Origin of the sequence: Candidatus Sarmatiella mevalonica (genome assembly GCF_016751895.1) — a bacterium.
Lineage (GTDB): Bacteria > Pseudomonadota > Alphaproteobacteria > Rickettsiales > Rickettsiaceae > Sarmatiella > Sarmatiella mevalonica.
The window spans coordinates 1-21,786 of sequence record NZ_JACVVM010000013.1; the positions used below are offsets into that span (position 1 = coordinate 1).

At 40.8% G+C, this 21,786-nt stretch carries 23 protein-coding genes and 2 pseudogenes; 14 read left to right on the forward strand and 11 right to left on the reverse strand.

Annotated elements, in window-relative coordinates; genetic code table 11:
- Positions 1-631: 631 nt before the first annotated feature.
- Positions 632-913, forward strand: a pseudogene (locus Sarmat_RS01890) (integrase core domain-containing protein); the annotation flags it as partial.
- Between the two features lie 186 nt (positions 914-1,099).
- On the opposite strand, the gene Sarmat_RS01895 reads toward Sarmat_RS01890, so the two are convergent.
- From Sarmat_RS01895 to Sarmat_RS01905, 3 genes are all read right to left on the reverse strand, one after another.
- Positions 1,100-2,197 carry a hypothetical protein gene (locus Sarmat_RS01895; protein WP_202149158.1) on the reverse strand — a complete coding sequence of 366 codons (1,098 nt, stop codon included), beginning with the start codon at positions 2,195-2,197 and terminating at the stop codon, positions 1,100-1,102.
- A gap of 82 nt (positions 2,198-2,279) precedes the next feature.
- A complete protein-coding gene (locus tag Sarmat_RS01900) occupies positions 2,280-2,390 on the reverse strand; it encodes an IS630 transposase-related protein (protein ID WP_202149159.1) in 111 nt (36 codons plus the stop codon).
- 299 nt (positions 2,391-2,689) lie between these two features.
- A complete protein-coding gene (locus tag Sarmat_RS01905) occupies positions 2,690-2,854 on the reverse strand; it encodes a hypothetical protein (RefSeq protein ID WP_202149160.1) in 165 nt (54 codons plus the stop codon).
- An 8-nt stretch (positions 2,855-2,862) separates the two neighbouring features.
- Between Sarmat_RS01905 and Sarmat_RS01910 the strand changes: the two genes are divergently transcribed.
- Complete coding sequence (locus Sarmat_RS01910; RefSeq protein ID WP_202149161.1) at positions 2,863-3,075, forward strand: hypothetical protein; 213 nt, start codon at positions 2,863-2,865, stop codon at positions 3,073-3,075.
- 9 nt (positions 3,076-3,084) lie between these two features.
- Here Sarmat_RS01910 and Sarmat_RS01915 read toward each other — a convergent pair whose 3' ends face one another.
- The 5 genes from Sarmat_RS01915 to Sarmat_RS01930 form a co-directional block, all read right to left on the reverse strand.
- Positions 3,085-4,668 carry a hypothetical protein gene (locus tag Sarmat_RS01915; protein WP_202149162.1) on the reverse strand — a complete coding sequence of 528 codons (1,584 nt, stop codon included), beginning with the start codon at positions 4,666-4,668 and terminating at the stop codon, positions 3,085-3,087.
- Positions 4,669-4,901: 233 nt separating this feature from the next.
- Complete coding sequence (locus tag Sarmat_RS01920; RefSeq protein WP_202149163.1) at positions 4,902-5,024, reverse strand: IS630 transposase-related protein; 123 nt, start codon at positions 5,022-5,024, stop codon at positions 4,902-4,904.
- 194 nt (positions 5,025-5,218) lie between these two features.
- On the reverse strand, positions 5,219-5,353 hold the full coding sequence (locus Sarmat_RS07040; RefSeq protein ID WP_279611733.1) for a hypothetical protein: 135 nt from the start codon (positions 5,351-5,353) through the stop codon (positions 5,219-5,221).
- Positions 5,354-5,416: 63 nt separating this feature from the next.
- The gene (locus Sarmat_RS01925) at positions 5,417-5,581 is read right to left on the reverse strand and encodes a hypothetical protein (protein ID WP_202149164.1); all 165 of its coding nucleotides are present in this window, start codon (positions 5,579-5,581) and stop codon (positions 5,417-5,419) included.
- A 171-nt stretch (positions 5,582-5,752) separates the two neighbouring features.
- Positions 5,753-6,928 carry a hypothetical protein gene (locus Sarmat_RS01930; RefSeq protein WP_202149165.1) on the reverse strand — a complete coding sequence of 392 codons (1,176 nt, stop codon included), beginning with the start codon at positions 6,926-6,928 and terminating at the stop codon, positions 5,753-5,755.
- Positions 6,929-7,495: 567 nt separating this feature from the next.
- Between Sarmat_RS01930 and Sarmat_RS01935 the strand changes: the two genes are divergently transcribed.
- The 3 genes from Sarmat_RS01935 to Sarmat_RS01945 all read left to right on the forward strand — a co-directional run bounded on the left by Sarmat_RS01935 (position 7,496) and on the right by Sarmat_RS01945 (position 12,179).
- Positions 7,496-9,037: a hypothetical protein gene (locus Sarmat_RS01935; protein ID WP_202149166.1), complete on the forward strand. Its 1,542-nt coding sequence runs from the start codon at positions 7,496-7,498 to the stop codon at positions 9,035-9,037.
- Between the two features lie 616 nt (positions 9,038-9,653).
- The gene (locus Sarmat_RS01940; protein ID WP_202149167.1) at positions 9,654-11,300 is read left to right on the forward strand and encodes a hypothetical protein; all 1,647 of its coding nucleotides are present in this window, start codon (positions 9,654-9,656) and stop codon (positions 11,298-11,300) included.
- A gap of 471 nt (positions 11,301-11,771) precedes the next feature.
- The gene (locus tag Sarmat_RS01945; RefSeq protein ID WP_202149168.1) at positions 11,772-12,179 is read left to right on the forward strand and encodes a hypothetical protein; all 408 of its coding nucleotides are present in this window, start codon (positions 11,772-11,774) and stop codon (positions 12,177-12,179) included.
- 5 nt (positions 12,180-12,184) lie between these two features.
- Here Sarmat_RS01945 and map read toward each other — a convergent pair whose 3' ends face one another.
- The 3 genes from map to Sarmat_RS01960 form a co-directional block, all read right to left on the reverse strand.
- A complete protein-coding gene (gene map, locus Sarmat_RS01950; RefSeq protein ID WP_202149169.1) occupies positions 12,185-12,970 on the reverse strand; it encodes a type I methionyl aminopeptidase in 786 nt (261 codons plus the stop codon).
- Positions 12,971-13,049: 79 nt separating this feature from the next.
- A complete protein-coding gene (locus Sarmat_RS01955; protein WP_202149170.1) occupies positions 13,050-14,621 on the reverse strand; it encodes a DHA2 family efflux MFS transporter permease subunit in 1,572 nt (523 codons plus the stop codon).
- A 28-nt stretch (positions 14,622-14,649) separates the two neighbouring features.
- Positions 14,650-15,123 (reverse strand): NrdR family transcriptional regulator, encoded by a 474-nt coding sequence (locus Sarmat_RS01960; protein ID WP_202149171.1) that lies wholly within the window; start codon positions 15,121-15,123, stop codon positions 14,650-14,652.
- An 804-nt stretch (positions 15,124-15,927) separates the two neighbouring features.
- Between Sarmat_RS01960 and Sarmat_RS01965 the strand changes: the two genes are divergently transcribed.
- The 9 genes and pseudogenes from Sarmat_RS01965 (at position 15,928) to Sarmat_RS02010 (ending at position 21,626) form a co-directional block, all read left to right on the forward strand.
- A complete protein-coding gene (locus Sarmat_RS01965) occupies positions 15,928-16,230 on the forward strand; it encodes a hypothetical protein (protein ID WP_202149172.1) in 303 nt (100 codons plus the stop codon).
- A 233-nt stretch (positions 16,231-16,463) separates the two neighbouring features.
- Positions 16,464-16,622 (forward strand): transposase, encoded by a 159-nt coding sequence (locus tag Sarmat_RS01970; RefSeq protein WP_202149173.1) that lies wholly within the window; start codon positions 16,464-16,466, stop codon positions 16,620-16,622.
- 33 nt (positions 16,623-16,655) lie between these two features.
- Complete coding sequence (locus tag Sarmat_RS01975; protein WP_202149174.1) at positions 16,656-17,666, forward strand: aminoglycoside phosphotransferase family protein; 1,011 nt, start codon at positions 16,656-16,658, stop codon at positions 17,664-17,666.
- The gene (locus Sarmat_RS01980; RefSeq protein WP_202149175.1) at positions 17,659-18,912 is read left to right on the forward strand and encodes a bifunctional GNAT family N-acetyltransferase/class I SAM-dependent methyltransferase; all 1,254 of its coding nucleotides are present in this window, start codon (positions 17,659-17,661) and stop codon (positions 18,910-18,912) included. Before Sarmat_RS01975 ends, Sarmat_RS01980 begins: the two co-directional genes overlap by 8 nt.
- Positions 18,896-19,321 (forward strand): GNAT family N-acetyltransferase, encoded by a 426-nt coding sequence (locus tag Sarmat_RS01985; RefSeq protein ID WP_202149176.1) that lies wholly within the window; start codon positions 18,896-18,898, stop codon positions 19,319-19,321. Before Sarmat_RS01980 ends, Sarmat_RS01985 begins: the two co-directional genes overlap by 17 nt.
- Positions 19,318-20,376 carry a serine hydrolase domain-containing protein gene (locus Sarmat_RS01990; protein ID WP_202149177.1) on the forward strand — a complete coding sequence of 353 codons (1,059 nt, stop codon included), beginning with the start codon at positions 19,318-19,320 and terminating at the stop codon, positions 20,374-20,376. The genes Sarmat_RS01985 and Sarmat_RS01990 overlap by 4 nt, the downstream gene beginning before the upstream one ends.
- Positions 20,366-20,839, forward strand: a pseudogene (locus Sarmat_RS06785) (TspO/MBR family protein). Before Sarmat_RS01990 ends, Sarmat_RS06785 begins: the two are co-directional and overlap by 11 nt.
- Positions 20,840-20,929: 90 nt before the next feature.
- Positions 20,930-21,328: a helix-turn-helix transcriptional regulator gene (locus Sarmat_RS02005; protein ID WP_202149180.1), complete on the forward strand. Its 399-nt coding sequence runs from the start codon at positions 20,930-20,932 to the stop codon at positions 21,326-21,328.
- A complete protein-coding gene (locus Sarmat_RS02010) occupies positions 21,312-21,626 on the forward strand; it encodes a GyrI-like domain-containing protein (RefSeq protein ID WP_202149181.1) in 315 nt (104 codons plus the stop codon). Before Sarmat_RS02005 ends, Sarmat_RS02010 begins: the two co-directional genes overlap by 17 nt.
- Positions 21,627-21,786: the final 160 nt, after the last annotated feature.

Here is a 21,786-nt window from a genome sequence, read left to right on the forward strand (position 1 = left end):
CTCATGATGAGTAAATGCGAGGAGTATACGAAGCACAGAGCCGCAGCGTACATGAAGTACGTGAGGACTTGCGCATCGACAGCGTCGCCACAGTTGCCATCAGGAGTAGAGTTAGGAAAGAAGTCTATTGAAAACGCAAGGTTTTAATATGGAAGATACTCACATCAAAGATCTTGAAAGATTAGCAAAATTGCTTGCAGTTTTAACAATTGGATTTGTATTTACCGTAAAATTTGGGGTAATAAAAAATTTAGTAAAACCAATTAAAATTAAAAATCATAATCGTAGGTTATTTTCTATATTTTCATATGGACTTACTTTTTTAAGAAAAATATTAATGCAATCAAAATTCATCGAAATTTTTGATTTTTTCCTCAGATCTATTATGTCTAACAATCCTTTAAATTCAAAGCTTAAGCAACTATGTGTTCGGTACTAAGGTGAATACCAGCACCCGTAATAATACTCAAGATTGCCGCAACAAAAGATTTTACTCTTGATTTATTTCCGGTTATATGAGATGATAGCGCTTGAAGTAGTATTTATGCATTTTTGTCACAAAAATAAACGATATATACTACTTCAAACCCTCATAGCACAGCCTTTCCTTAAAAAATGTAGGGTACTATGGAATAGCGTATGCGAGAGATTTCATAAAACCACGAAGCAAGAGTTCTATGATACTGCTTTTAGGAAAAAGATCTATACTAGCATCGAACAATTGCAACAAGATGTTGATAGCTGGTTGATGCAATATAACTATCACAGATCTCATTCAGGTAAATATTGTTACGGCAAAACTCTTATGCAGACTTTCATGGACTCAAAGCACATTGCACTTGAAAAATCTAATGAGTCTATGTATAATAATAACACATTTGACAGTCTTAACTTATCTGACCATCACTTGTAAAAAAATACCGTCCGTCAGATGAAGTTTCAATTGGTACACCACTTAATGCTTGCTTTTTTTGCTTACGCAGCAGGTCTTTTGATCTATTCATATTTCATATAGGTCCATCCAGACTTGTTTTTACCTAAATTTTTAACTAAAGTCTAGTTTCAGAAGAAGTCTAATAAAACAAACGGAGATTAAGGGTCATTTGCGCGACCAAAGAGTGTTACTAGTTGCATTCAACGACCCACCTGTATTATGTGGATGCGATGCTTGCGGCGCTACGCCTCCAAGTATTACTTTTATTTTTTGCGCCTGATGAGAGCTTATTGGTATCTGCTTTTCTGTATGTTTTTTAAAGCTTTCCCGCTGCCGCTTAGCATACTCAAGCGCTTCTTGCGTCCGCACTGTCCTTATCCGCAATGCGTCATGATGTATTGAGGCGGCTTGTAATTTCTTTTCTAATGATTGATAGAACTCTATCTCCTTTTCTGCATGTTTTATTAAGTCCCCATCGATGCAAGATTTTGTCAACGTCTTCTTGCCTTTCGCTATAGCTTCCTCTATCACTTGATGTTGATTACCTTGTTTGTGTACCAATTTCATTACCTTCCCAAGCCACTTTGTTTCCGGTTTAGCGCGCGGTAGCGCGTCCTTTAATGCAGACTCCAAATTGGTAAGGTCTTTATCAAGACTCTCTGGCGTAGCGCTTGTGTTTTTAGCTAAATTCGCAAATGCATCCAGCAAAGCGATGCTCTTCTCGCCCCCGTCAATTTTTTTAATTTCATTTGTAGTCAAGGATAAGGATGCTAAATCTTTAGCCGCGATCTGAGTTTCATTGTTTGCAAGTATGGCATTCTTAGATTTGATTATCTCTTCTATCTCCCGCGTACGCTTTTCAAGATTTTGCTCATACTGCATTGTATTAGTACGTATTTTATGATCGATATTCTTGATCATTTTTATCTCAAGCTTACGAGGCGGCTTTTCTTCGCACGTCCACTGCGTTACCTTGGCTGTGCAGTACATACCAAGTCCCCAGGTGATAATTGACGATATGATTGGCAAGGTCAAATATACCATGATGACCGCGCAAGTAATAGCGGCAACTGGGTGGTTAGACGCCAACTCCATAACTGACTCAAATATCGACTCGCAGCCCCTTGCAAACCATCCGCTAAACGCACCTATTTCACGAGTGAAGGATGGCGCGTATCTTTTTTCTTGTTTTTTGTTATCATCCTCTTGATCTTGCGGTTTGCCATCGGCATCTTTATTGTTGCTATCACCTGAATTCTTCATGTCATCCTCCCTCTTTATTAGATTCCATTCTAGCTTCGACTCCTTCGTAACAACTGAGTCACTGTCGTTGGTTTATAGTAATTTAGGTTGAATTAGGTATTTTAAATAATTTAGATGCTTGGTTATAACTATTCCCAGCTTCTAAATATTCTACTACTTCTTCTCTTAAATCATTGCTGTAGCTTTTTGTCATTTTTCCTTTCATTATAACGAAAAATTATATCTAATTCAACTTAAATTACTATAAAACCTTCACTTAACTGTATGTACGCTCCATTATCCTAGCGCTTCCTATTCTCGTCGCATTCACTCTCCAGCAAGCAAGGCAAAAGAGAGATATGCAATATCAAGCTTTATCACATCTGGTTGCAATGCGCCTAAAGTGTTTTCACTTATTAGACCTCTTACATAACCTAAAAATAGACCTCTTTCCTAACTCTACTCCTGATGGCAACTGTGGCGACGCTGTCGATGCGCAAGTCCTCACGTACTTCATGTACGCTGCGGCTCTGTGCTTCGTATACTCCTCGCATTTGCTCTTAATTGAGCGAGTTTCGAAAGAGGTCTAATGATGTTGAGCGCCGCAGCATACTCTAGCATGCGAGGAGTGCAATGGAGTTTTGGCAACAAAATTACCCTGCAGAATAGGTTATGCAAGAGGTCTAATGCTGGCACGCTCTTATGATGGTAGAGTCAATCATTATCTACTCATCACTATCAGCATCTACAGCCAAGGTATTGAATATCATCCGCCAAACCTCTGCTCCCTTGCTCATCGCATGAATCTTTTACGCACCGCAAGGCCATTTATAGTATTCTATGGGTACAGCTCTCCAAAACACTCCTATTCTTGCTATCCACATCACCGCTTCTTATAAAGGCTCTATTTAGATAATACTATTACTCCTCTGCTTAACTTGCTTCACATTGCTTGGCGCAATTGCTGCCGACTTACTATTTTCCGTCAAAGTTTTTCGCATTTCATTACACATCCTTCCCGTTTCTGAAGACGCGCGACTCACCCTAGACGTAGGTTGAATAAACTCACGCTTTTCTTGTATGCTCTTAGTAAATGCATCTCTTTGTTTTGATGCGTTCGCCAACGCTACTTCTCGCATGCCTTTCTCGAATGCCAAAGGCCCAGTGGCTATCCCAAATCCTTCTAATCGCTCCTTTAATGAGCTATAGAACTTAATTTCCTCATTTGCGTGCGCCATCAAGTCGCCCTTCGCGGCAGATGCAGCGAGCTTCTCCTTGCCATCGAGTATCAGATCTTCTATTGCTATTTTTCGCGCTTCTATCAACCCATCACGCTCCTCTTGGTTAGCTATCTTTTGAACGTCTCCTTTAAGCGGAACTAGCGCCTTAAGATACTTCTCCAATGAATTCAAATTCCCGTTAACAACATCCGGCTTAGTGCTCACTGTCTCAGATAATGTTTTAAATGCCGCAAGCAAAGCGACGCTCTTCTCGCCCCCATCAATTTCTTTAATTTCATCTTTAGTTAAAGATAAAGATGCTAAATCTTTAGTATTCATCGCAGCTTCATATCTCCCAGGTTTGTTGCCCAGAGTGAGAAGCGTCTTTTGTATCTGCCTTGTATTCTGCACAAGCTTCTCTTGATATCGTTCCTCATGAGTAAAGTTTATTTTATTACGCCCAGGTAACATCAGATGACTCATCAACTCAAGACGCCTTACTACCGCAGTCTCTGCTTTCTCGTTTACAGGGCCTTTCTGATTGTATTCATGTGCTGCGAATTTGTCGCGTTCTTTGTTCAAAACTTCGTATGACGATTGAATCGCATCTTGTGCCGCCTCTACCAAACTAGTAGGCATTTTCACCCTCTGTAATTCCCATTTTAACGACTTATAAAACTCAATTTCCTCATGTGCCTGCTGCATCAGATTTCCCTTTTCGGCAGATTTGCGTAACCACTCCTTGCCTGATGCTATAGTTTTTTCTATCACTTTATTTTGTTGTTCTATCAGAGGCTGCGCATCGCTACCTTCGATTTTTTTGTTATTATCTTGCAGTTGCGCGATCTGCTTTAACTCTCGCTCCAAATTGCTGAGTCTTTTATCTACAATATTTGGTCTAATGCTTGTGTTGCGAGCTAAATTCGCAGATGCATTCAAAAAAGCGATACTCTTCTCGCTCCCATCAATTTTTTTAATTTCATCGTTAGTCAAAGATAATAAAGCTAAACTGTCGGCGGCAATGCGAGTTCTCAAGCTGTTATCTTGCTGGGCTGAGGGTTTCGTTATATCTGCTATTTCTTTTGCGCGCTGTTGAAGCTGCTTTTGATACCGCTCTTCCGAAGTGCTAACTATTGTCTCGCGATTCTCTAATCTATCCACCTTTTGCTTTAATGCTGACAGATCAGACATAGGAATGTTCGATAGTTCTTCCTGATGCCGCGCCATGGCTGGACTAAAGTCTCCAGACAACCAGCGACCCACTCTTCTCAATCCTAATGTAATGCGCTGCCTCAAGGAGGGGTTATATCGGCTTTGATTTTTATTTTGCATTTTTCTTATTACTAGACTTATTCAAAAAACTCTCATATAACTCAAGAGCGAGGCGCGCGGAACCTTTGAATTCAAAACTCTCGCACATTACTCTTGATTCAAACTCTACGCATCTTAGGCATCTTACATATCTATAGCAACTGTTGAGTCACTTATCTGCATAGTATAGTAATTTAGGTTGAATTAGGTATTTTAAATAATTTAGATGCTTGGTTATAACTATTCCCAACTTCTAAATATTCTACTATTTCTTCTCTTAAATCATCGATATAGCTTTTTGTCATTTTTCCTTTCATTATACGAAAAATTATATCTAATTCAACCTAAATTACTATAGCAAATAGGATGAACCTCCATTACAATACGATAGACCTCTTGTATCGCCTATTCTGAATGATGATTTTGTTGTCAAAACTCCTCTGCACTCCTCGAGCGCTAGAGTCATTCATTTTTAGGTTATACAAGAGGTCTAATAAACCAACTCCAGCACTCACATCTTCATTAGACCTCTTTTGCAAACTCTAATCCTTTTCATGGCAACTGCGGTGACGCTGTTGATGCGCGAGCCCTCCCCCATACACTCAGAAGCTCTTCGCTTCGTATACTCCTGGCATTTGAGCATCATGAGCGAGGTTGGAAGGAGGGCATCTTAGCTTCGTCATGAGTTGCTAGAGTATATGCAGAGCATTTACTGGCTATAAGGGGGTTTAAAAAAAGATCTAGTATCATCAGACCTCTTTCCTAACTCTACTCCTGATGGCAACTGTGGCGACGCTGTCGATGCGCAAGTCCTTACGTACTTCATGTACGTCGCGGCTCTGTGCTTCGTATACTCCTCGCATTTGCTCAGCATGAGCGAGGTTGGAAGGAGGTCTATTGTTATGGAGAAAGATGAGAAGATAAGATGCATATACAGGCGTTATAATGGATAAGCCTTAAGATTTGATCTAGCTTAATCAAACTTTCTTTTGTTGCTTGTAGTTTAAATACTTCTTGTAGAAATGAATGGAATATGCCATCCTTTTTATTGCATCCTTTGTATTTGCTGATTCTGTTGCGGCGCTGTTTTTCTCGCAGCTACCATCCTATTCGGTATATCCAGACCTCTTATCGCCTCAGCTGTTTGCTTTGATATTTCAGTAACTGTCCCTTTCTTCCCAAACGCCTCGCGCTGCTTCTGTGCTACATCAAGCTTCTCGCTTATAGCTGTCGCCTTTTTTGTTAGCGCTTCAGCTACCTTATTTGCGTCTGCTTGGTTTTGTGGGTCGAAATTATCAGCGAACTTTTTAGCGAACTTTTCATAAATTCCTTTTTCTGCGGTTGCTTTTTTAATAAGATCCTGTTCCGTAGTGGCCGCTATGAGCTCCTGTTCCATGTTTTTAAATAATGGCGTATCACGCATCGACTCGTCTCCTATCTTCATACCTCCTATTGTCTGATCTAGTTTCTGCTGGGCAATTCCCGGCCTCATGCTCGCTGTTTCCGCTAATTCTGTAAATGCCTTGAGAAATGCGTCGGTGCCGTTAGCTCCTATTCTTTTAATCTCTTTACTAGTCAAAGATAGCGCAGCTAAATCCTTAAGTTTAATCCCGGTCTCCCTATGAATGGATCCTACATGAGCCGCTCTGTCAGAGCCAACATGCTCTGGATCTTTCATTTTTTCTATTTCTTGTCTATACTCTTTCTTCTGATTCTTATAATACATTTCTTGCTTTGCTACTGTTTTTGGTTTAAAGGGACTAGTAATAAAATCCTTCATCTTACGCCAACCTCGCGCTATTGCTTTGCGCTTGTACGCAGCATATGCCCCTCCGATTCCAATAGCGATAGCGCCCTTCACCCCGATGGCAACGCCAACCGCAGTAGCGGTAGCGGCAATAGCCGGCATCGCAGCCATGAGACCAATTGCAATGCCACCAAGAGCACCAATTGCAAGCAGCGCAATAGTAACACCACCCATTATCTTAAGGAACTTATCGAATTTCGACCCTTGCTTGCCTGCTATCTGCTCCTGTAGCTCCTTTATTTCCTTATCCTTCTGGGCCAGCTCCTCATCTTTGTCATCTTTCTGCTCTGGCTTTTGCTCCTGGTCATTTAGCGCTTGGCCTCGCTTTTGTTGGAGTTGTTGCCATTCTTCGTGTTCTTCTTTGCTCATCTGGACTTGCACTCGTTCCATACCTTCTTGCGCTATATCTTGCATATCATTTACCTCTATTTACTTATTCAAAACATAAATCTAACAATAAAAAGTCTATCTTCCTCCTAAACCACGCGATGATAGCCAATGCGCACCATCATATCAGGATCCTTCTCACCTCATGCAGCGCAACTATAACAACGGCTCTGAAGCGCAAATCTTCATGCGCTTTCCTATACTTTTTAACGCTTTACTAGCTGCATGCTCTTTAGTATTTGTTACCCGCGATCGCGCCGCGTTAAGGAGTCTAATAAACCTCCTCACCGCACTTCACTTCCGCGCTCCGCTCTAGAATATGCTTTTGCATTTGCTCTGAACCTAGCGCGAGCTTGGATAGGGAGGCTAATATAAGACTTTAAATTATATCTTATACATTCTTAATGATACCATAGGTTGAAATAAAAAACAACGCAGTAACTAAAACACGATGAAATAACTGCTCACTCCAAATTCACACTGCTAAAACTCACACCTCTCCACTTCAGTAGGGGGGGTTGCATCCGCATCGTGAGCATGATACGATACCTCTCTCAAATTAATGTTAATATTAATATAAAGGAGGAACCTCTTATGCAATCCACATCAAAAGTCGCTAATCCATACGCTACTCTGATCTCATCAATGATTAAGGAAAACAAACAAAACGCTAGTTCAATTAATCAACCAAAAAATCAACAATCACAAGACCAAAACAATAATCTCGCCGACTCATACATACAGCCATCAGAAACAAACAAAGCAAGCCAGGTGGGGAAGGCGAAGTTTACAGAAAAATATCCAAACCCCGGCATACGCAGCGTTGAAAGTATGCGCAATGCTGCTCTGTGTTACTATCTGATGTATGCAATAGATAGAAGTATTGCGGAAGGTGCAAACTGGGCGCCTGATTATTTTCTTGCAAAAGATGTAGACTGGGCACGCGAACATTTCTCATACCTTGAGCACATTACCAAAGATCGCATCAAACGCATCGCGCAGAACCCAAGCCAATCTGATCCTGATGGAGTTTTTGCTTACAGGCTAGAAAGATATAGGCAAATACTTAACAACCCACAAGCTAAGGTTGAGTACGCCAAAGAAGTGAAGCAGGCGCTGGATGCTTTTAACAAGGGGGATTATGGCACTCTGCAGGGGCTATACAAACCGTGCACGGTGTATGGCGAGCAGGTGGTGGATATAGAAATGCGCTGTATTACGCAAACCATGATGTCGCTTTGGGGTAGGAGCTATGAGGAGTTGACGCCAGAGGAGGCGATGAAGCTTTGTACGCTGTGGCGGATGGACTTGTCTAGAAATGATATTCTTTTTTTCAACGCCTATTCTATGGGTTTGATGCAGTTGTTTTTAGAACGCGAGATAGATGTGGATGGGGAGGATGGCGAGGCTTTTTCCATAGGTATGTGCGAAGCATTGGTTGGTTCAAAAGGTGATGTAGCGTTGGCAAAATGGACTGACCCTGATAACATAGTCTTTTGTTATCAAGTACATAATGAACTCCGCAAGTATTTCTTTCTTGTAGGACAAGATTATGATGTTGTCGATGGTCATGAACCAAGCGGAAAGCAAAAATATTCAATCCCAGAGAATTTCGAGTGGAACTTATGGTATAAACTACACGCTGACGCTTTTTGCTATGACGCAGGCAAAGAATGGCAACAGCGGGCCTGGTTTACCAGGTGTGCCGCAGCGCTTTGCGATGACTACAAAGCCTTGCATCATGGCCTACGCGCGAGATATCCATACGATCCATTAGTGAAAGAAGAAATAGAAAAGCTGCAAGCAAAACACCCAGATTGCAAAACCAACCCAGCGCTCTACCGCGACAAGCGCTTGCAAACTTGGGACGAAGCACGCCTCAAAGCCCAACGCAATAGCGTGCAGCCGATGAAGCAGGCAAAAGAATATGCCAAACCCCAAGCACAGCAGCAGCAGGTGCAGCAGGTGCAGCAACAGCAGCAGGTGCAGCAGCAATCCTCCACTCCTAATCCATATCGCGATGGTTTGCTAGAAAAAAAACGAGAGCTCGATGCTAACCTACAGGAGAATCAGTTTCGGCAGCAGCAGACGCAGCAACAGACGCAGGCACAGCAATCTTCCACCCCTTACTGCTGAAGGGATTGAGGCGAAAGAGCGGGAGTTAGCACAGCGAGAGGAGCAGATAGTGCGGGAAAAACAGAAGCTCGAACAGGAGAGGAGGGAGTTGCTCAAGCAGAAAGACGCAGGGCTCAAAGAGGAAAAATCTTGCTGTAGCGTGTTTTAATGTACAGGCTTTGGTAAGCTCGGGCGGATCCCTCCCTTCCTCATGGGCGTGGGGGTCTTGCACCACAACCGCATCAGGATCCTTCTCACCCCACCTCATGCAGCGCAACTATAACAACGGCTCTGAAACGCAAATCTTCATGCACTTGCCTATACTTTTTAACGCTTTACTAGCTGCATGCTCTTTAGTATTTGTTACCCGCGATCGCGCCGCATTAAGGATCTTAATCTAGCGCGAGCTTGGATAGAGGGGCTAATATAAGACTTTAAATTATATCTTATACATTCTTAATGATACCATAGGTTGAAATAAAAAACAACGCAGTAACTAAAACACAACGAAATATTTACCATAAATGAATAAACCTCACACCTCCCTCCCTCATGGGGGGCTTGCATCCGCATTGTGAGCATGATACGATACCTCTCTCAAATTAATGTTAATATTAATATAAAGGAGGAACCTCTTATGCAATCCACATCAAAAGTTGCTAATCCATACGCTACTCTGATCTCATCAATGATTAAGGAAAACAAACAAAACGCTAGTTCAATTAATCAACCACAAGATCAGAAAAACAAACTCGCCGATTCATACATACAGCCGTCAGAAACAAACAAAGCAAGCCAAGTGAGCGAGGCGAAGTTTACAGAAAAATATCCAAACCCCGGCATACGCAGCGTTGAAAGTATGCGCAATGCTGCTCTGTGTTACTATCTGATGTATGAAATAGATAAGGCTCTTGAAGAGAATGTGACAGATAATGCACGCGAACATTTCTCATACCTTGAGCACATTACCAAAGATCGCATCAAACGCATCGCACAGAACCCAAGCCAATCTGATCCCGATGGAGTTTTTGCTTACAGGCTAGAAAGATATAGGCAAATACTTAACAACCCACAAGCTAAGGTTGAGTATGCCAAAGAAGTAAAGCAGGCGCTGGATGCTTTTAACAAGGGGGATTATGCCGTTCTGCAGGAACTATACAAACCGTGCACGGTGTATGGCGAGCAGGTGGTGGATATAGAAATGCGCTGTATCACGCAAACCATGATGTTGCTTTGGGGTAGGAGCTATGAGGAGTTGACGCCAGAGGAGGCGATGAAGCTTTGTACGCTGCGGTGGATGGACTCGTTTAGAAATGATATGCCTTATTTTCTTTTTTTCAACGCCTTTTCTATGGGTTTGATGCAGTTGTTTTTAGAGCATGAGATAGACGTGGATGGGGAGGATGGCGAGGCTTTTTCCATAGGTATGTGTGAAGCATTGGTCGGTCCAGAAGGTGATGTAGCGTTGGCGGAATGGACTAATTCTGATAACATAGTGCTTTGTTATCAAGTACTTCGTGAACTTCATAAGTATTTCTTTCTTACAATGCAAGATTATGATGTTGTCAATGGTCATGAACCAACCGGAAAGCAAAAATATTCAATCCCAGAGAATTTCGAGTGGAACTTATGGTATAAACTACACGCTGACGCTTTTTGCTATGACGCAGGCAAAGAATGGCAACTGCACGCCTGTGGCATTGCCCTAACATTCAGTGATGACTACAAAGCCCTGCAGGGCCTATGCGCGAGATATCCATACGATCCATTAGTGAAAGAACAAGAAGAAAAGCTGCAAGCAAAACACCCAGATTGCAAAACCAACCCAGCGCTCTACCGCGACAAGCGCTTGCAAACTTGGGACGAAGCACGCCTCAAAGCCCAACGCAACAGCGTGCAGCCGATGAAGCAGGAAAAAGAATATGCCAAACCCCAAGCACAGCAGCAGCAGGTGCAGCAGGTGCAGCAACAGCAGCAGGTGCAGCAGCAATCCTCCACTCCTAATCCATATCGCGATGGTTTGCTAGAAAAAAAACGAGAGCTCGATGCTGCTAACCTACAGGAGAATCAGTTTCGGCAGCAGCAGGCGCAGCAACAGACGCAGGCACAGCAATCTTCCACCCCTTACTCTGCTGAAGGGATTGAGGCGAAAGAGCGGGAGTTAGCACAGCGAGAGGAGCAGATAGTGCGGGAAAAACAGAAGCTCGAACAGGAGAGGAGGGAGTTGCTCAAGCAGAAAGACGCAGGGCTCAAAGAGGAAAAATCTTGCTGTAGCGTGTTTTAATGTACAGGCTTTGGTAAGCTCGGGCGGATCCCTCCCTTCCTCATGGGCGTGGGGGTCTTGCACCACAACCGCATCAGGATCCTTCTCACCCCACCTCATGCAGCGCAACTATAACAACGGCTCTGAAACGCAAATCTTCATGCACTTGCCTATACTTTTTAACGCTTTACTAGCTGCATGCTCTTTAGTATTTGTTACCCGCGATCGCGCCGCATTAAGGATCTTAATCTAGCGCGAGCTTGGATAGAGGGGCTAATATAAGACTTTAAATTATATCTTATACATTCTTAATGATACCATAGGTTGAAATAAAAAACAACGCAGTAACTAAAACACAACGAAATATTTACCATAAATGAATAAACCTCACACCTCTCCACTTCAGTAGGGGGGGGTTGCATCCGCATCGTGAGCATGATACGATACCTCTCTCAAATTAATGTTAATATTAATATAAAGGAGGAACCTCTTATGCAATCCACATCAAAAGTTGCTAATCCATACGCTACTCTGATCTCATCAATGATTAAGGAAAACAAACAAAACGCTAGTCAAATTAATCAACCACAAGATCAGAAAAACAAACTCGCCGGTTCACAGTCATCAGAAACAAACAAAGCAAGCCAGGTGAGCGAGGCGAAGTTTACAGAAAAATATCCAAACCCCGGCATACGCAGCGTTGAAAGTATGCGCAATGCTGCTCTGTGTTACTATCTGATGTATGCAATAGATAAAAGTATTGCGGAAGGCGCAAACTGGGCGACTAGTTATTTTCTTGCAAAAGATGTAGACTGGGCACGCGAACATTTCTCATCCTTATCGATGGCAATAGATTATGTGCTTTTAATTTTTGAGAGAGGTGGGCGTCTCTCTCACTAAAATTTTCACTTATAAGGCGGGAGGCGGAAACCTGCGGCGGACTGAGTAAAAATTTCATATCCATCGCTAGTAACACCTATGGTATGCTCAAACTGAGCCGAGAGCGATTTATCTTGAGTCCACACAGTCCACCCATCTAGTGGACTCAAAACGGTTTGATGCGTCCCAGCATTAATCATTGGCTCTATTGTAAAAAACATCCCTTCTTCTAAAACCACCCCCTGTCCTGCAGTACCATAATGATAAACCGCAGGCTCGTCATGAAACACCTGCCCTATACCATGCCCAGTATAATCTCGCACCACTCCATAGCCATGCTTCTGCGCATGCTTCTGTATAATAGCACCCACAGTGCCAAGAGTTTGCCCTGGTTTAACTGCCTCAATGCCAAGCATCATGCAGTCATATGTAACTTGCACTAATTTTTGAGCCTTTCGCGGCACTTGCCCTACATAAAACATGCGACTGCTATCGCCATACCAACCATCTACAATCACGGTCACGTCTATATTTAATATCTGCCCCACCCTTAATATCACCTTGTCACTAGGAATACCATGACACACCACATGGTTGATGGAAGTGCAAATAGACTTAGGAAAACCCTTATAATTTAATGGAGCCGGTATAGCGCCATGCTCAATGATAAAATCATGACATAAATCGTTGAGTTTGCCAGTGCTCACGCCTGGTGCTACGTACTCAGTGATAAAATCTAGAGTTTTGGCTGCGAGCGCACCAGCTACTCGCATACGCTGGAAGTCTTGCTCGGAGTGAATTTTTATCGACATACCTGAAATATCACTTATCTATAATATACTAAAATATCTACAATATAACAAAATACTCAAAATCTAAAATACTAAGAATTTAATGACTATCTACTCCTTTTACGTTCTTAGTAACCGAAGTAAATGGAAGAAACAATAGGCAAGCTATAAATAGTAGAGCTATAATACAAAAAGTATCATTCATCGCTATCACAAATGCGTCGCGCGCTACTACTGCAGAAAAAAGCTTAAGACTAGCATCATCTTGGGCTTGCTGAAACAAAGAACCGAAGCTATTGATGATAGGCAATCTTAAACTATCTGTTTGAGTGATATTTTCATTTAAGTATTGCTGCGCTATAGCAGTTTTGCTAGTAATAATTGTGGAAATAATAGCTAACCCTACCGCTCCTCCTAAATTACGCGTCAGGTTATATAATCCACTAGCATTTTGCACTACCTCCCTAGGTAGATTACCTAGGGCTATGATATTTGTTGGTAAAAAACAGAACATCATAGCAAATCCTCTTAGAAACTGAGGCAAGAGTAGTTCATGAAATCGCGATTCCGGAGTAAGAAAGCTATTATAATAGCATCCTATGCTAAATAAGACTAGACCAAACGCAAGCATTTTTCTTAAATCTATATCGGTTGCCAGTAGCCGCCCAGCCAATGGCGCAGAAAGGAACTGCGCACAGCCAGTAACCATCATGGTTGTGCCAATTTGTATAGTATTTAAGCGAGCAACGCTAAACAAAAATAATGGCAGAATATATACGGCCCCATAAAGACCTATACCAATAGTAAAAGAATAAATACAGGCAAAGCTAAAGTCTTTGTTTTTAAATGCCGAAAGGTCTACGATGGGATGGGGGCATAGCACGGCTTCCCATGCTATCCATAATGTAAAAAATACAAAAGAAATAATGGCTAGCGCGATAATCAGTCCACTATCAAACCATTGCAGTTTATTCCCCTCTTCTAATAAATATTGCAATGTTGCTAGTGCGCAGGTCATGCAGAACATACCAAAATAGTCAAAATTCTTTAGTAACGCAAAGTTTGGTGAGTCAAAGTTAGCATACAAAAACACTACGACGCACACCAGAATGCCTGGTGCTATATTTAATAGAAACATAAAATGCCAAGAAAATACGTCTGTTACATAACCACCTATAGTTGGGCCCAAGGTTGGAGCGATGGTTACCACAAGCCCTATGCAAATACTCACGAGAGATCGTTTTTCTGGCGGAAATACAGTATACACTGTGCCAAAGACGGTAGGAATCATCGCTCCTCCAAATAAACCCTGAAAGAACCTAAAGCAAATCATCATTTCTATATTACTAGCTAATGCACAGCAAAAGCTCATAACAGTAAAACCTGCGGCTGCAAAGAAATAAGACAGTCTAGTGGAAAGAGTTTTTGCAAGAAAGCCAGTGATGGGAATTACTATCACTTCAGCAATCAAATAGGCTGTTTGTATCCAGGAGAGTTCATCTGGCGATGCGCATAAACCTGCTGCTATAACAGAAAGGGAGCTTGCTACTATCTGTATGTCTAATATAGCCATAAACATACCAAGCACCATTGCGCCAAACGCTATAATAGATTGAGCGCACAGTGGTGGGTTAATATTATGTTTATTAGAGCTAGTGAGTTCTTGAGTCATATTGCATTAAAATTGTTAAGGGCGCACTTTATTTTCTTAACTTACGATTTACAGCTTTAAGATGCGAGATAAATCTTGTGATATCATCTAAGGTATGAAAATTCTTATATACCGATGCAAAGCGTACGCAGGAGAGTTGGTCTACTTTAAATAACTCATTCAAAATTAAATCGCCTATTTTTTTAGTACTGATAGGATGCCGCAGATCAGTTTTGATTCTCTCTATCACTTTCTGCGTAATGCTGCGAATAAGATCCATTCTATGCTCTCTGCATTTATCAATTGCAATACCCACAGAGCGCTCTATCTTGATGCTATCAAAGGGTTCACGCAAGCCAGAACGCTTCAGCACGCACAACTGCCTCATCTCTATTCTTTCAAAGGTGGTGAAACGCATTTGACAGGACAAACAAGCCCTGCGCCTACGCACGCTCGTGCCATCAAGTAGCTCTCTTGAATCCTTAACAATACTACCTCTTTGTTGGCAGAACGGGCAAATCATAAATACCTCGTAGTAATATAACAAAAAACGTCTTATAGGAATTATAAAACGTTTTTCATGATTTTATAGATGCAAGACAAAAGGTTTTTTCTACATGAATTATTATCTTCATGATATACATATATACCATAACTCTCTGAGATCAAATACTAAGAAGCTACAATCTCATTTGTGAGAGCTACTGATGACATAATTATTAAAGCTTAAAGCCTCCCAAAGGGTTGGTATATCATTAAAGACTTGTTTATAAAAAAATTATCTATCTTGCTCTACATCTAAAAGTTTAAGTTATAGTAAATTAAGTTGAAATTTGAGTTAGTTATTTATCTAAAAAAGTTGGTAGCAAGAAAGGATTTTAATATGAGTGCAGCAGACGCGCATTATTAGTTAAAAAAACTTGGATATATCTATAAAAAAAGATTTTACCTATGTAGAAGCTCGCGAAGAAAAACATGAGCAATATAAACTCGACTATCAAGTTTTTTTTAAAAGTTCATGAATTCATTGGCGCAAATTTTTCCATGTCAATACCATGCATATGTTTGATTGAGCGTTTTAGCTGAAAAAGTTCAGATATTTTAGCTGAGTAAGTATCAAAGATTGCTTTCGAATCATCACTTCTAACAATATTTTCAATAGACCTCTTGCATAACCTAAAAATGAAAGAGGAATTTTTAGGAAAAATGCTTAGTACCGGACAGTTAGGTAAAAAAGTAGTAGCGTAAAGGTAGAAAAGCAGTTAAACATATACATTTTTAACGCTAATTAAGGATGTTTATGTTCTACAATACCACTTTACGCCAAATGTTATCAAAACATTTTCGATGGAATAAATCAAGAGTCGAATTATTGGGGATGATAATTTTATCACTTTTTAAGATCCAGAACGTACAAATTCCCAAAATAGCAGAGGGCATAATAAGTGACGCAAAGCAAGATTCAGTAATTAAAAGAATTTACAGATTTTTTAAAGATCAGCTAATAGATGCAGTCGAAGTTGCAGCGTTGGTAGTGGATATCTTAAGTTTAGACAAATATTTGTTAGTAATAGATCGGACAAATTGGGAGTTTGGCAAACAAAGTATTATATCTAGCGATTTCATATGAAAACATAGCAATTCCGATCTTTTTTATAGCTAAAGCCTTAGTACCGGACACATAGTTGCCTAAGCTTTGAATTTAAAGGATTGTTAGACATAATAGATCTGAGGAAAAAATCAAAAATTTCGATGAATTTTGATGGCATTAATATTTTTCTTAAAAAAGTAAGAACCAGTCACGCAAAAGGTTGAAGTATTGGAGGGACATCGTTATGATTGGCATCAAAGGGAGGATATGAGATGTCAACGAGCTATACGAGTGATTTAACAGATGAAGAATGGGCCGTAGTCGAAAAGATAATTTACAAAAGAAGGGGGAAACAAGGCAGGCCGCCCCCTAGGGATGCCAGACGTTTATGGGATGGTATATTTTACATTACCAAAAATGGCTGTTTCTAAGTCTCACCCAGTAACGGTGATGGAGGTGACATTATGAACGACAAATCGATTATGCCAAGCCTTGATCTTGCGGGCAAACTCATAGCGGAGCAATTTCCAGAATACGCTAGCTTAACTATCGTTGATGTTGAGAAACAAGGACATGATAACCGCACCTATAGGCTTGGTGAGCACATGCTCATTCGTATGCCAACAGCTGCAGATTACGCTTTGAAAGTTCCAAAAGAGCAAGAACTGCTGCCGCAATTAGCAAAACGTTTAAGCGCTAGCATTCCGGCTCCGATTAAAATGGGAAAGCCATCGACATATACCAAAGAGACTTCAGCAGTTGCTAGGAAAATGAGTGGTGAGCTTGCGGAGCCTATATTAATAGGTGAGCACAAGCGAAACCCGAAATTTGACGACGCAAATGTTGAAGTGTCAAAGGTAGGTTATCCTTATCCATTTTCTATATATCAATGGTTGCCTGGAAAAAGTATCAATTTGCTGACGTTAACAGAGCAAGAAAAGGAACAACTTGCCTTCGATCTCGCAAAGTTTTTAAAAGAGCTACAAGCAATTAATGACGTGGAAGGGCCTGAGCCAGGTCAGCATAACTGGTGGCGCGGTGATCATGTCAGCGTTTACGATAAAGGAGCGCGAGAACAAATTGCAGAGCTAGCTGAAATCATAGACGCGGGGCAAGCTCTTGCTTTATGGGACAATGCTTGTGCAACAAGATGGAATAAACAACCTGTATGGATTCATGGAGATTTTGCGATTGGCAATATACTAATGGGCGGTGGCAAACTCTCTGCTGTCATTGACTTTGGTGGAGCTGCCGTTGGTGATCCTGCCTGCGATCTTGTCATTGCATGGACTTATTTGAGTGGCAAAGCGCGTGAGATTTTTATATCAAAAATGGCTATGGACCCAGATACATGGCTCCGCGGCCGTGCCTGGGCACTTTGGAAAGCAACATTTGAATTGTGCCAGATAGCAGATAAACGCAGCCATGAAGCTGAAGCTCAAAAACGAATTATTGACGAGGTTGCGAATGGATAGCTTTATAATAAAACAATTAACAGCAGAGGATTGGAAAATTTGGAAAGAGTTGAGGTTAGGGGCGTTAAAGAATTCGCCTGAAAGTTTTGGCTCATCTTATGAAGAAGAAGTAAATTGGCCAGATTTAGATTTTCAAAATAGTTTAATCAAAAGCGATATATTTGGGGTATTCGTTGATAGCTCACTTGTCTCTTGCGCTGGTTTTTATAGTTTGAATTCAGCAAAAACAAAACATCGTGGTGTCATTTGGGGAATGTATACTCGACCTGAACATAGAGGGGAAGGTATTGCAAGTGCTTTAATTCAAACCATTATCAGTCACGCAAAATCACATGTAGCCCAACTGCACCTAACCTGCGTGACAACCAATCTTGGTGCTGTGGCATTTTATCAAAAACACGGATTTAAAATATATGGCACAGAGCCTCGTGCACTCAAAATCAGAGATACATTTTTTGATGAGCACTTGATGATATTAGATTTAACAGGAGAGTCCATGAAGCAGCTTGACACCTATCTCAGTCTTTGTACGCAGGTTTACGATTTAAGCAAACCGAATCCACCAGAAGATGCTTATGCTTTTTATCGTGATTATGCCATGAAAGCAAATGATCCTATTTTAGAGCCTATGTGCGGCACAGGCCGATTTTTACTACCATTACTTAAAGAAGGCTTCAATGTTCATGGCTTTGACGCAAGTAATCATATGCTTGAAGTCTTGCATGCTAAAGCAACGCCTAAAAATCTAAAACCTACAGTTTGGAAGGGTTTTGTTGAGGATTTACAACGTCCAGAAAAATACAACTTGATTTTTATTCCCAGTGGGTCTTTCTGTTTAATCATCGACCCTGTGCAGGTAGAGCAGTCACTTAAAGCCATTTATGACCACTTAGCTGACGGTGGTATTTTCTTGTTTGAAGCGGAAACTCTGCACGCAGTGCCTCAAGCAGGTATATGGCGTGGCTCGGTATGGCCTAAACTAAATGGTCAAAAAATTATTCTAAGCCAGCTTGCCACTCGCCAAGACGATATTTGTACCAGCCTTTGCAAATATGAACTGATGGAAGCGGGAAAGATTATCCATACAGAAATTGAAGAGCTGAGAGTGAAGATTTATGAGCAGGATCAGCTGATGAAAATGCTACAAGCTGTCGGATTTAAACACATCCGAACGCTCAAAGCTTTCGATCAATCTTCAGGTCCGGCTAAACAAGATGAGTCTATTGTTTATGAATGCAGAAAATAAAATTACCATAAAATCTGTAAGTCTTGATGACGCAAGACTACCTTCAGTTATTCATGGCGCAATTGGAAATCCTTCGCCAGAAAAAGTTCTAGAGGTGATTGAAAGTTATAAGAATTCAGATCATTCAATCATTGGTGCCTTTATAAGTGATATTCTTGTTGGAGTTTTAGGCCTCTGTAAAACAAGTAAAATTATTACCATTCGCCACATCAGCGTACCTTTGCAATACCAAAAACAAGGGATTGGAACATTGCTTTTAGAAGAGGTAAAGAAACAGTATGAAGGCTGCAAGATTATGACTGAAACAGATGAAGAATCAGTAGATTTTTATGCTAAATCAGGCTTTACCTGTCATGAGTTTAAAGGGCCATATGGGAATTTAAGATATGAGTGTGAGCTTAATCTATGAGTTTTAATGGCAATATCACAGCGATATCTAATGTGCGCCCTGTCGCTGAAGACCTTCTTCTGAAATTTCCTGACATTCATGGTAATGTTATTGTGGCAAAGCAGGATCAAGTTTTATATCACAAAAGTTTTACATCCCATGGGAATATTAAAGCGGACAAAAATGCGCAATATCTCATTGCGTCGCTTACAAAAAATTTCACAAGCGTAGCCGTTTTAAAGCTTTTATTTGAACATTTTGGGGATGACATATCAGATGCTTTGAACAAGCCGTTATCAGATTTTTTATTCGAGGATCATACTATCTGGCAAGATAGAATGCCAGATTTTGCAAAGGTTATTTCGATCCATCATCTTTTGAGTCATACATCAGGGCTGGACGCTATCCATAAGCCGTTGCTTTATTCTCCGGGAGAAAGATACCACTATTCAAACCTTGGCTATATTCTTATTGGGCATATTATTCAAGCTCTTACTTCGGAGCCAATCGATTCTTACTATAAAAGAGCTCTTTTTGATCCTGCAGGAATGCAAAATACATTTTTGGTGCTGGACGGAACACCTGCATCTTTACAAAATGACCCAGCTTTCGTAACTCTTGTGCCTGGATTTGAAAAAAACGGCGATCAAATTCAAAAGATTGCGGATAAACCTGACTTTTCAAAATTATTTACAGCAGGCGGCATTATTTCAACTCCAATCGATCTGGTAAAATGGCAGCATGCTTTATATCAGGGGCGTATCATTCCACTAAAATTGCTTCAGCTCATGACACATCCAGTGATTGAAAAATCAGGATTTGCTTTTTATGATGGTGAAGGCTCTTTATATGCAGGGTATGGAGTTGACGTCTTAGACAATGGAAAGACAAGGCTTTATCAGCATTGCGGGGGAACATCTGGCTATCAATCCAAAATTTCTTACGATCCAAAGACGCAAATTGGCATTATCAATTTATCAAATATTATGGAGGAAAATCCTTCCATTTTTGCATTTACAAATCAGCTTAGGAATATGATATCAAACATTAATGATGAGACAGAAGATGCAAAATAAAAACCACCTCTCTTTAATCATCTGGATAGTGGCGCTGATCGCGATAGGAGGAGTCATTGGCTCTTTGACCAAACCCGAGATTAGCACTTGGTACAGCACTTTGAATCGCTCCACCCTGACGCCACCAAATTATGTATTTCCGGTTGCTTGGACTGTTTTATACGGCATTATTGGCGCTTGTGGTTGGCTCATTTGGCGCCACCAAACATTTCCCAAGCTAATTATTATCAAAACCTTATACGTGACTCAGCTCATCTTAAACTGGAGCTGAACTCCTTTGTTTTTTCATTACCACTTAACTGGACTTTCCCTCATCGTTTTGATCGCTATGGATATTATTGTCTGCGCCCTCATTTTCCTAGCTTACCGAAAAATGAGAGCCGTATCGCTGCTGATGATTCCTTATCTGTCATGGATTCTGTTCGCAAGCTACTTAAACTTTTACATATGGCATTATAACTGAATGAAGATTAGCAATGGTGGTCAAGCATAGAAAACATAAACGTCGTATTTTTATCCATGTAGACGGTTACAACTGAAGCATTAGGATATTATGAGTTACAAAGAACGGGTCAACAGAGTGATTGATTTCATAGGCAAACATCTTGATAAAGAGCTTGAGCTGGATGAGCTTTGCCGCATCGCTTGTTTTTCAAAATATCATTTTCATCGGTTGTTTACGGCCTACACTTGGTTACCTCTAATGAATTATATCAAATGGCTGCGGCTAAAACGGGCTGCTCATCAATTGATTGTCCATAAAGAGGAAACAATTATTAACATTGCGCTGTCAGCAGGATTCGAATCCCATGAGTCATTCGCCCGTGCCTTTAAACAAGTTTGCGGGCAAAGCCCCAGCGAATTTAGGCGTGAACGCAATTGGGAAAGCTTCGAAAATCCACCGCAACCTATGCATATTAAAGGTGAAAAAAATTATGACGATAACGATTAAAGAATTGCCAGCTAAAAGAGTTGCTGTAATGGAGAATCATGGAGATCCCATGCGATTGTCCGACACGCTGGATAAGCTCATTACTTGGGCAAAGGTACAACCCATTAACCTAAAACCTAAAGCAGGAGAGGCCTTTGGTTTTGGCTACCACGATCCAAGAGAAGTGGAACCAGAAGAGTTTCGCTTCGATTTAGCCCTTAGCGTTCCACAAGATTTTAGATTAGACCTCTTGCGTAAGTATATAGAATTGGAAATTACTTACAGGGAGGGGTTGATATTTTTTATAAAGCGTGTATAGAACTTGATTTTTAACCAACAAGAGACTACACACAATGATAAGATACAGTAAAATTGCTAAACATCCAAGAGTTTTTTTAAGATTATTTGGCATGGAGCTAGAAAAGTTTGAAATAATAATAAAGAAGCTAGAAAAAATCTGGGATAAAAGAGTCGTAGGC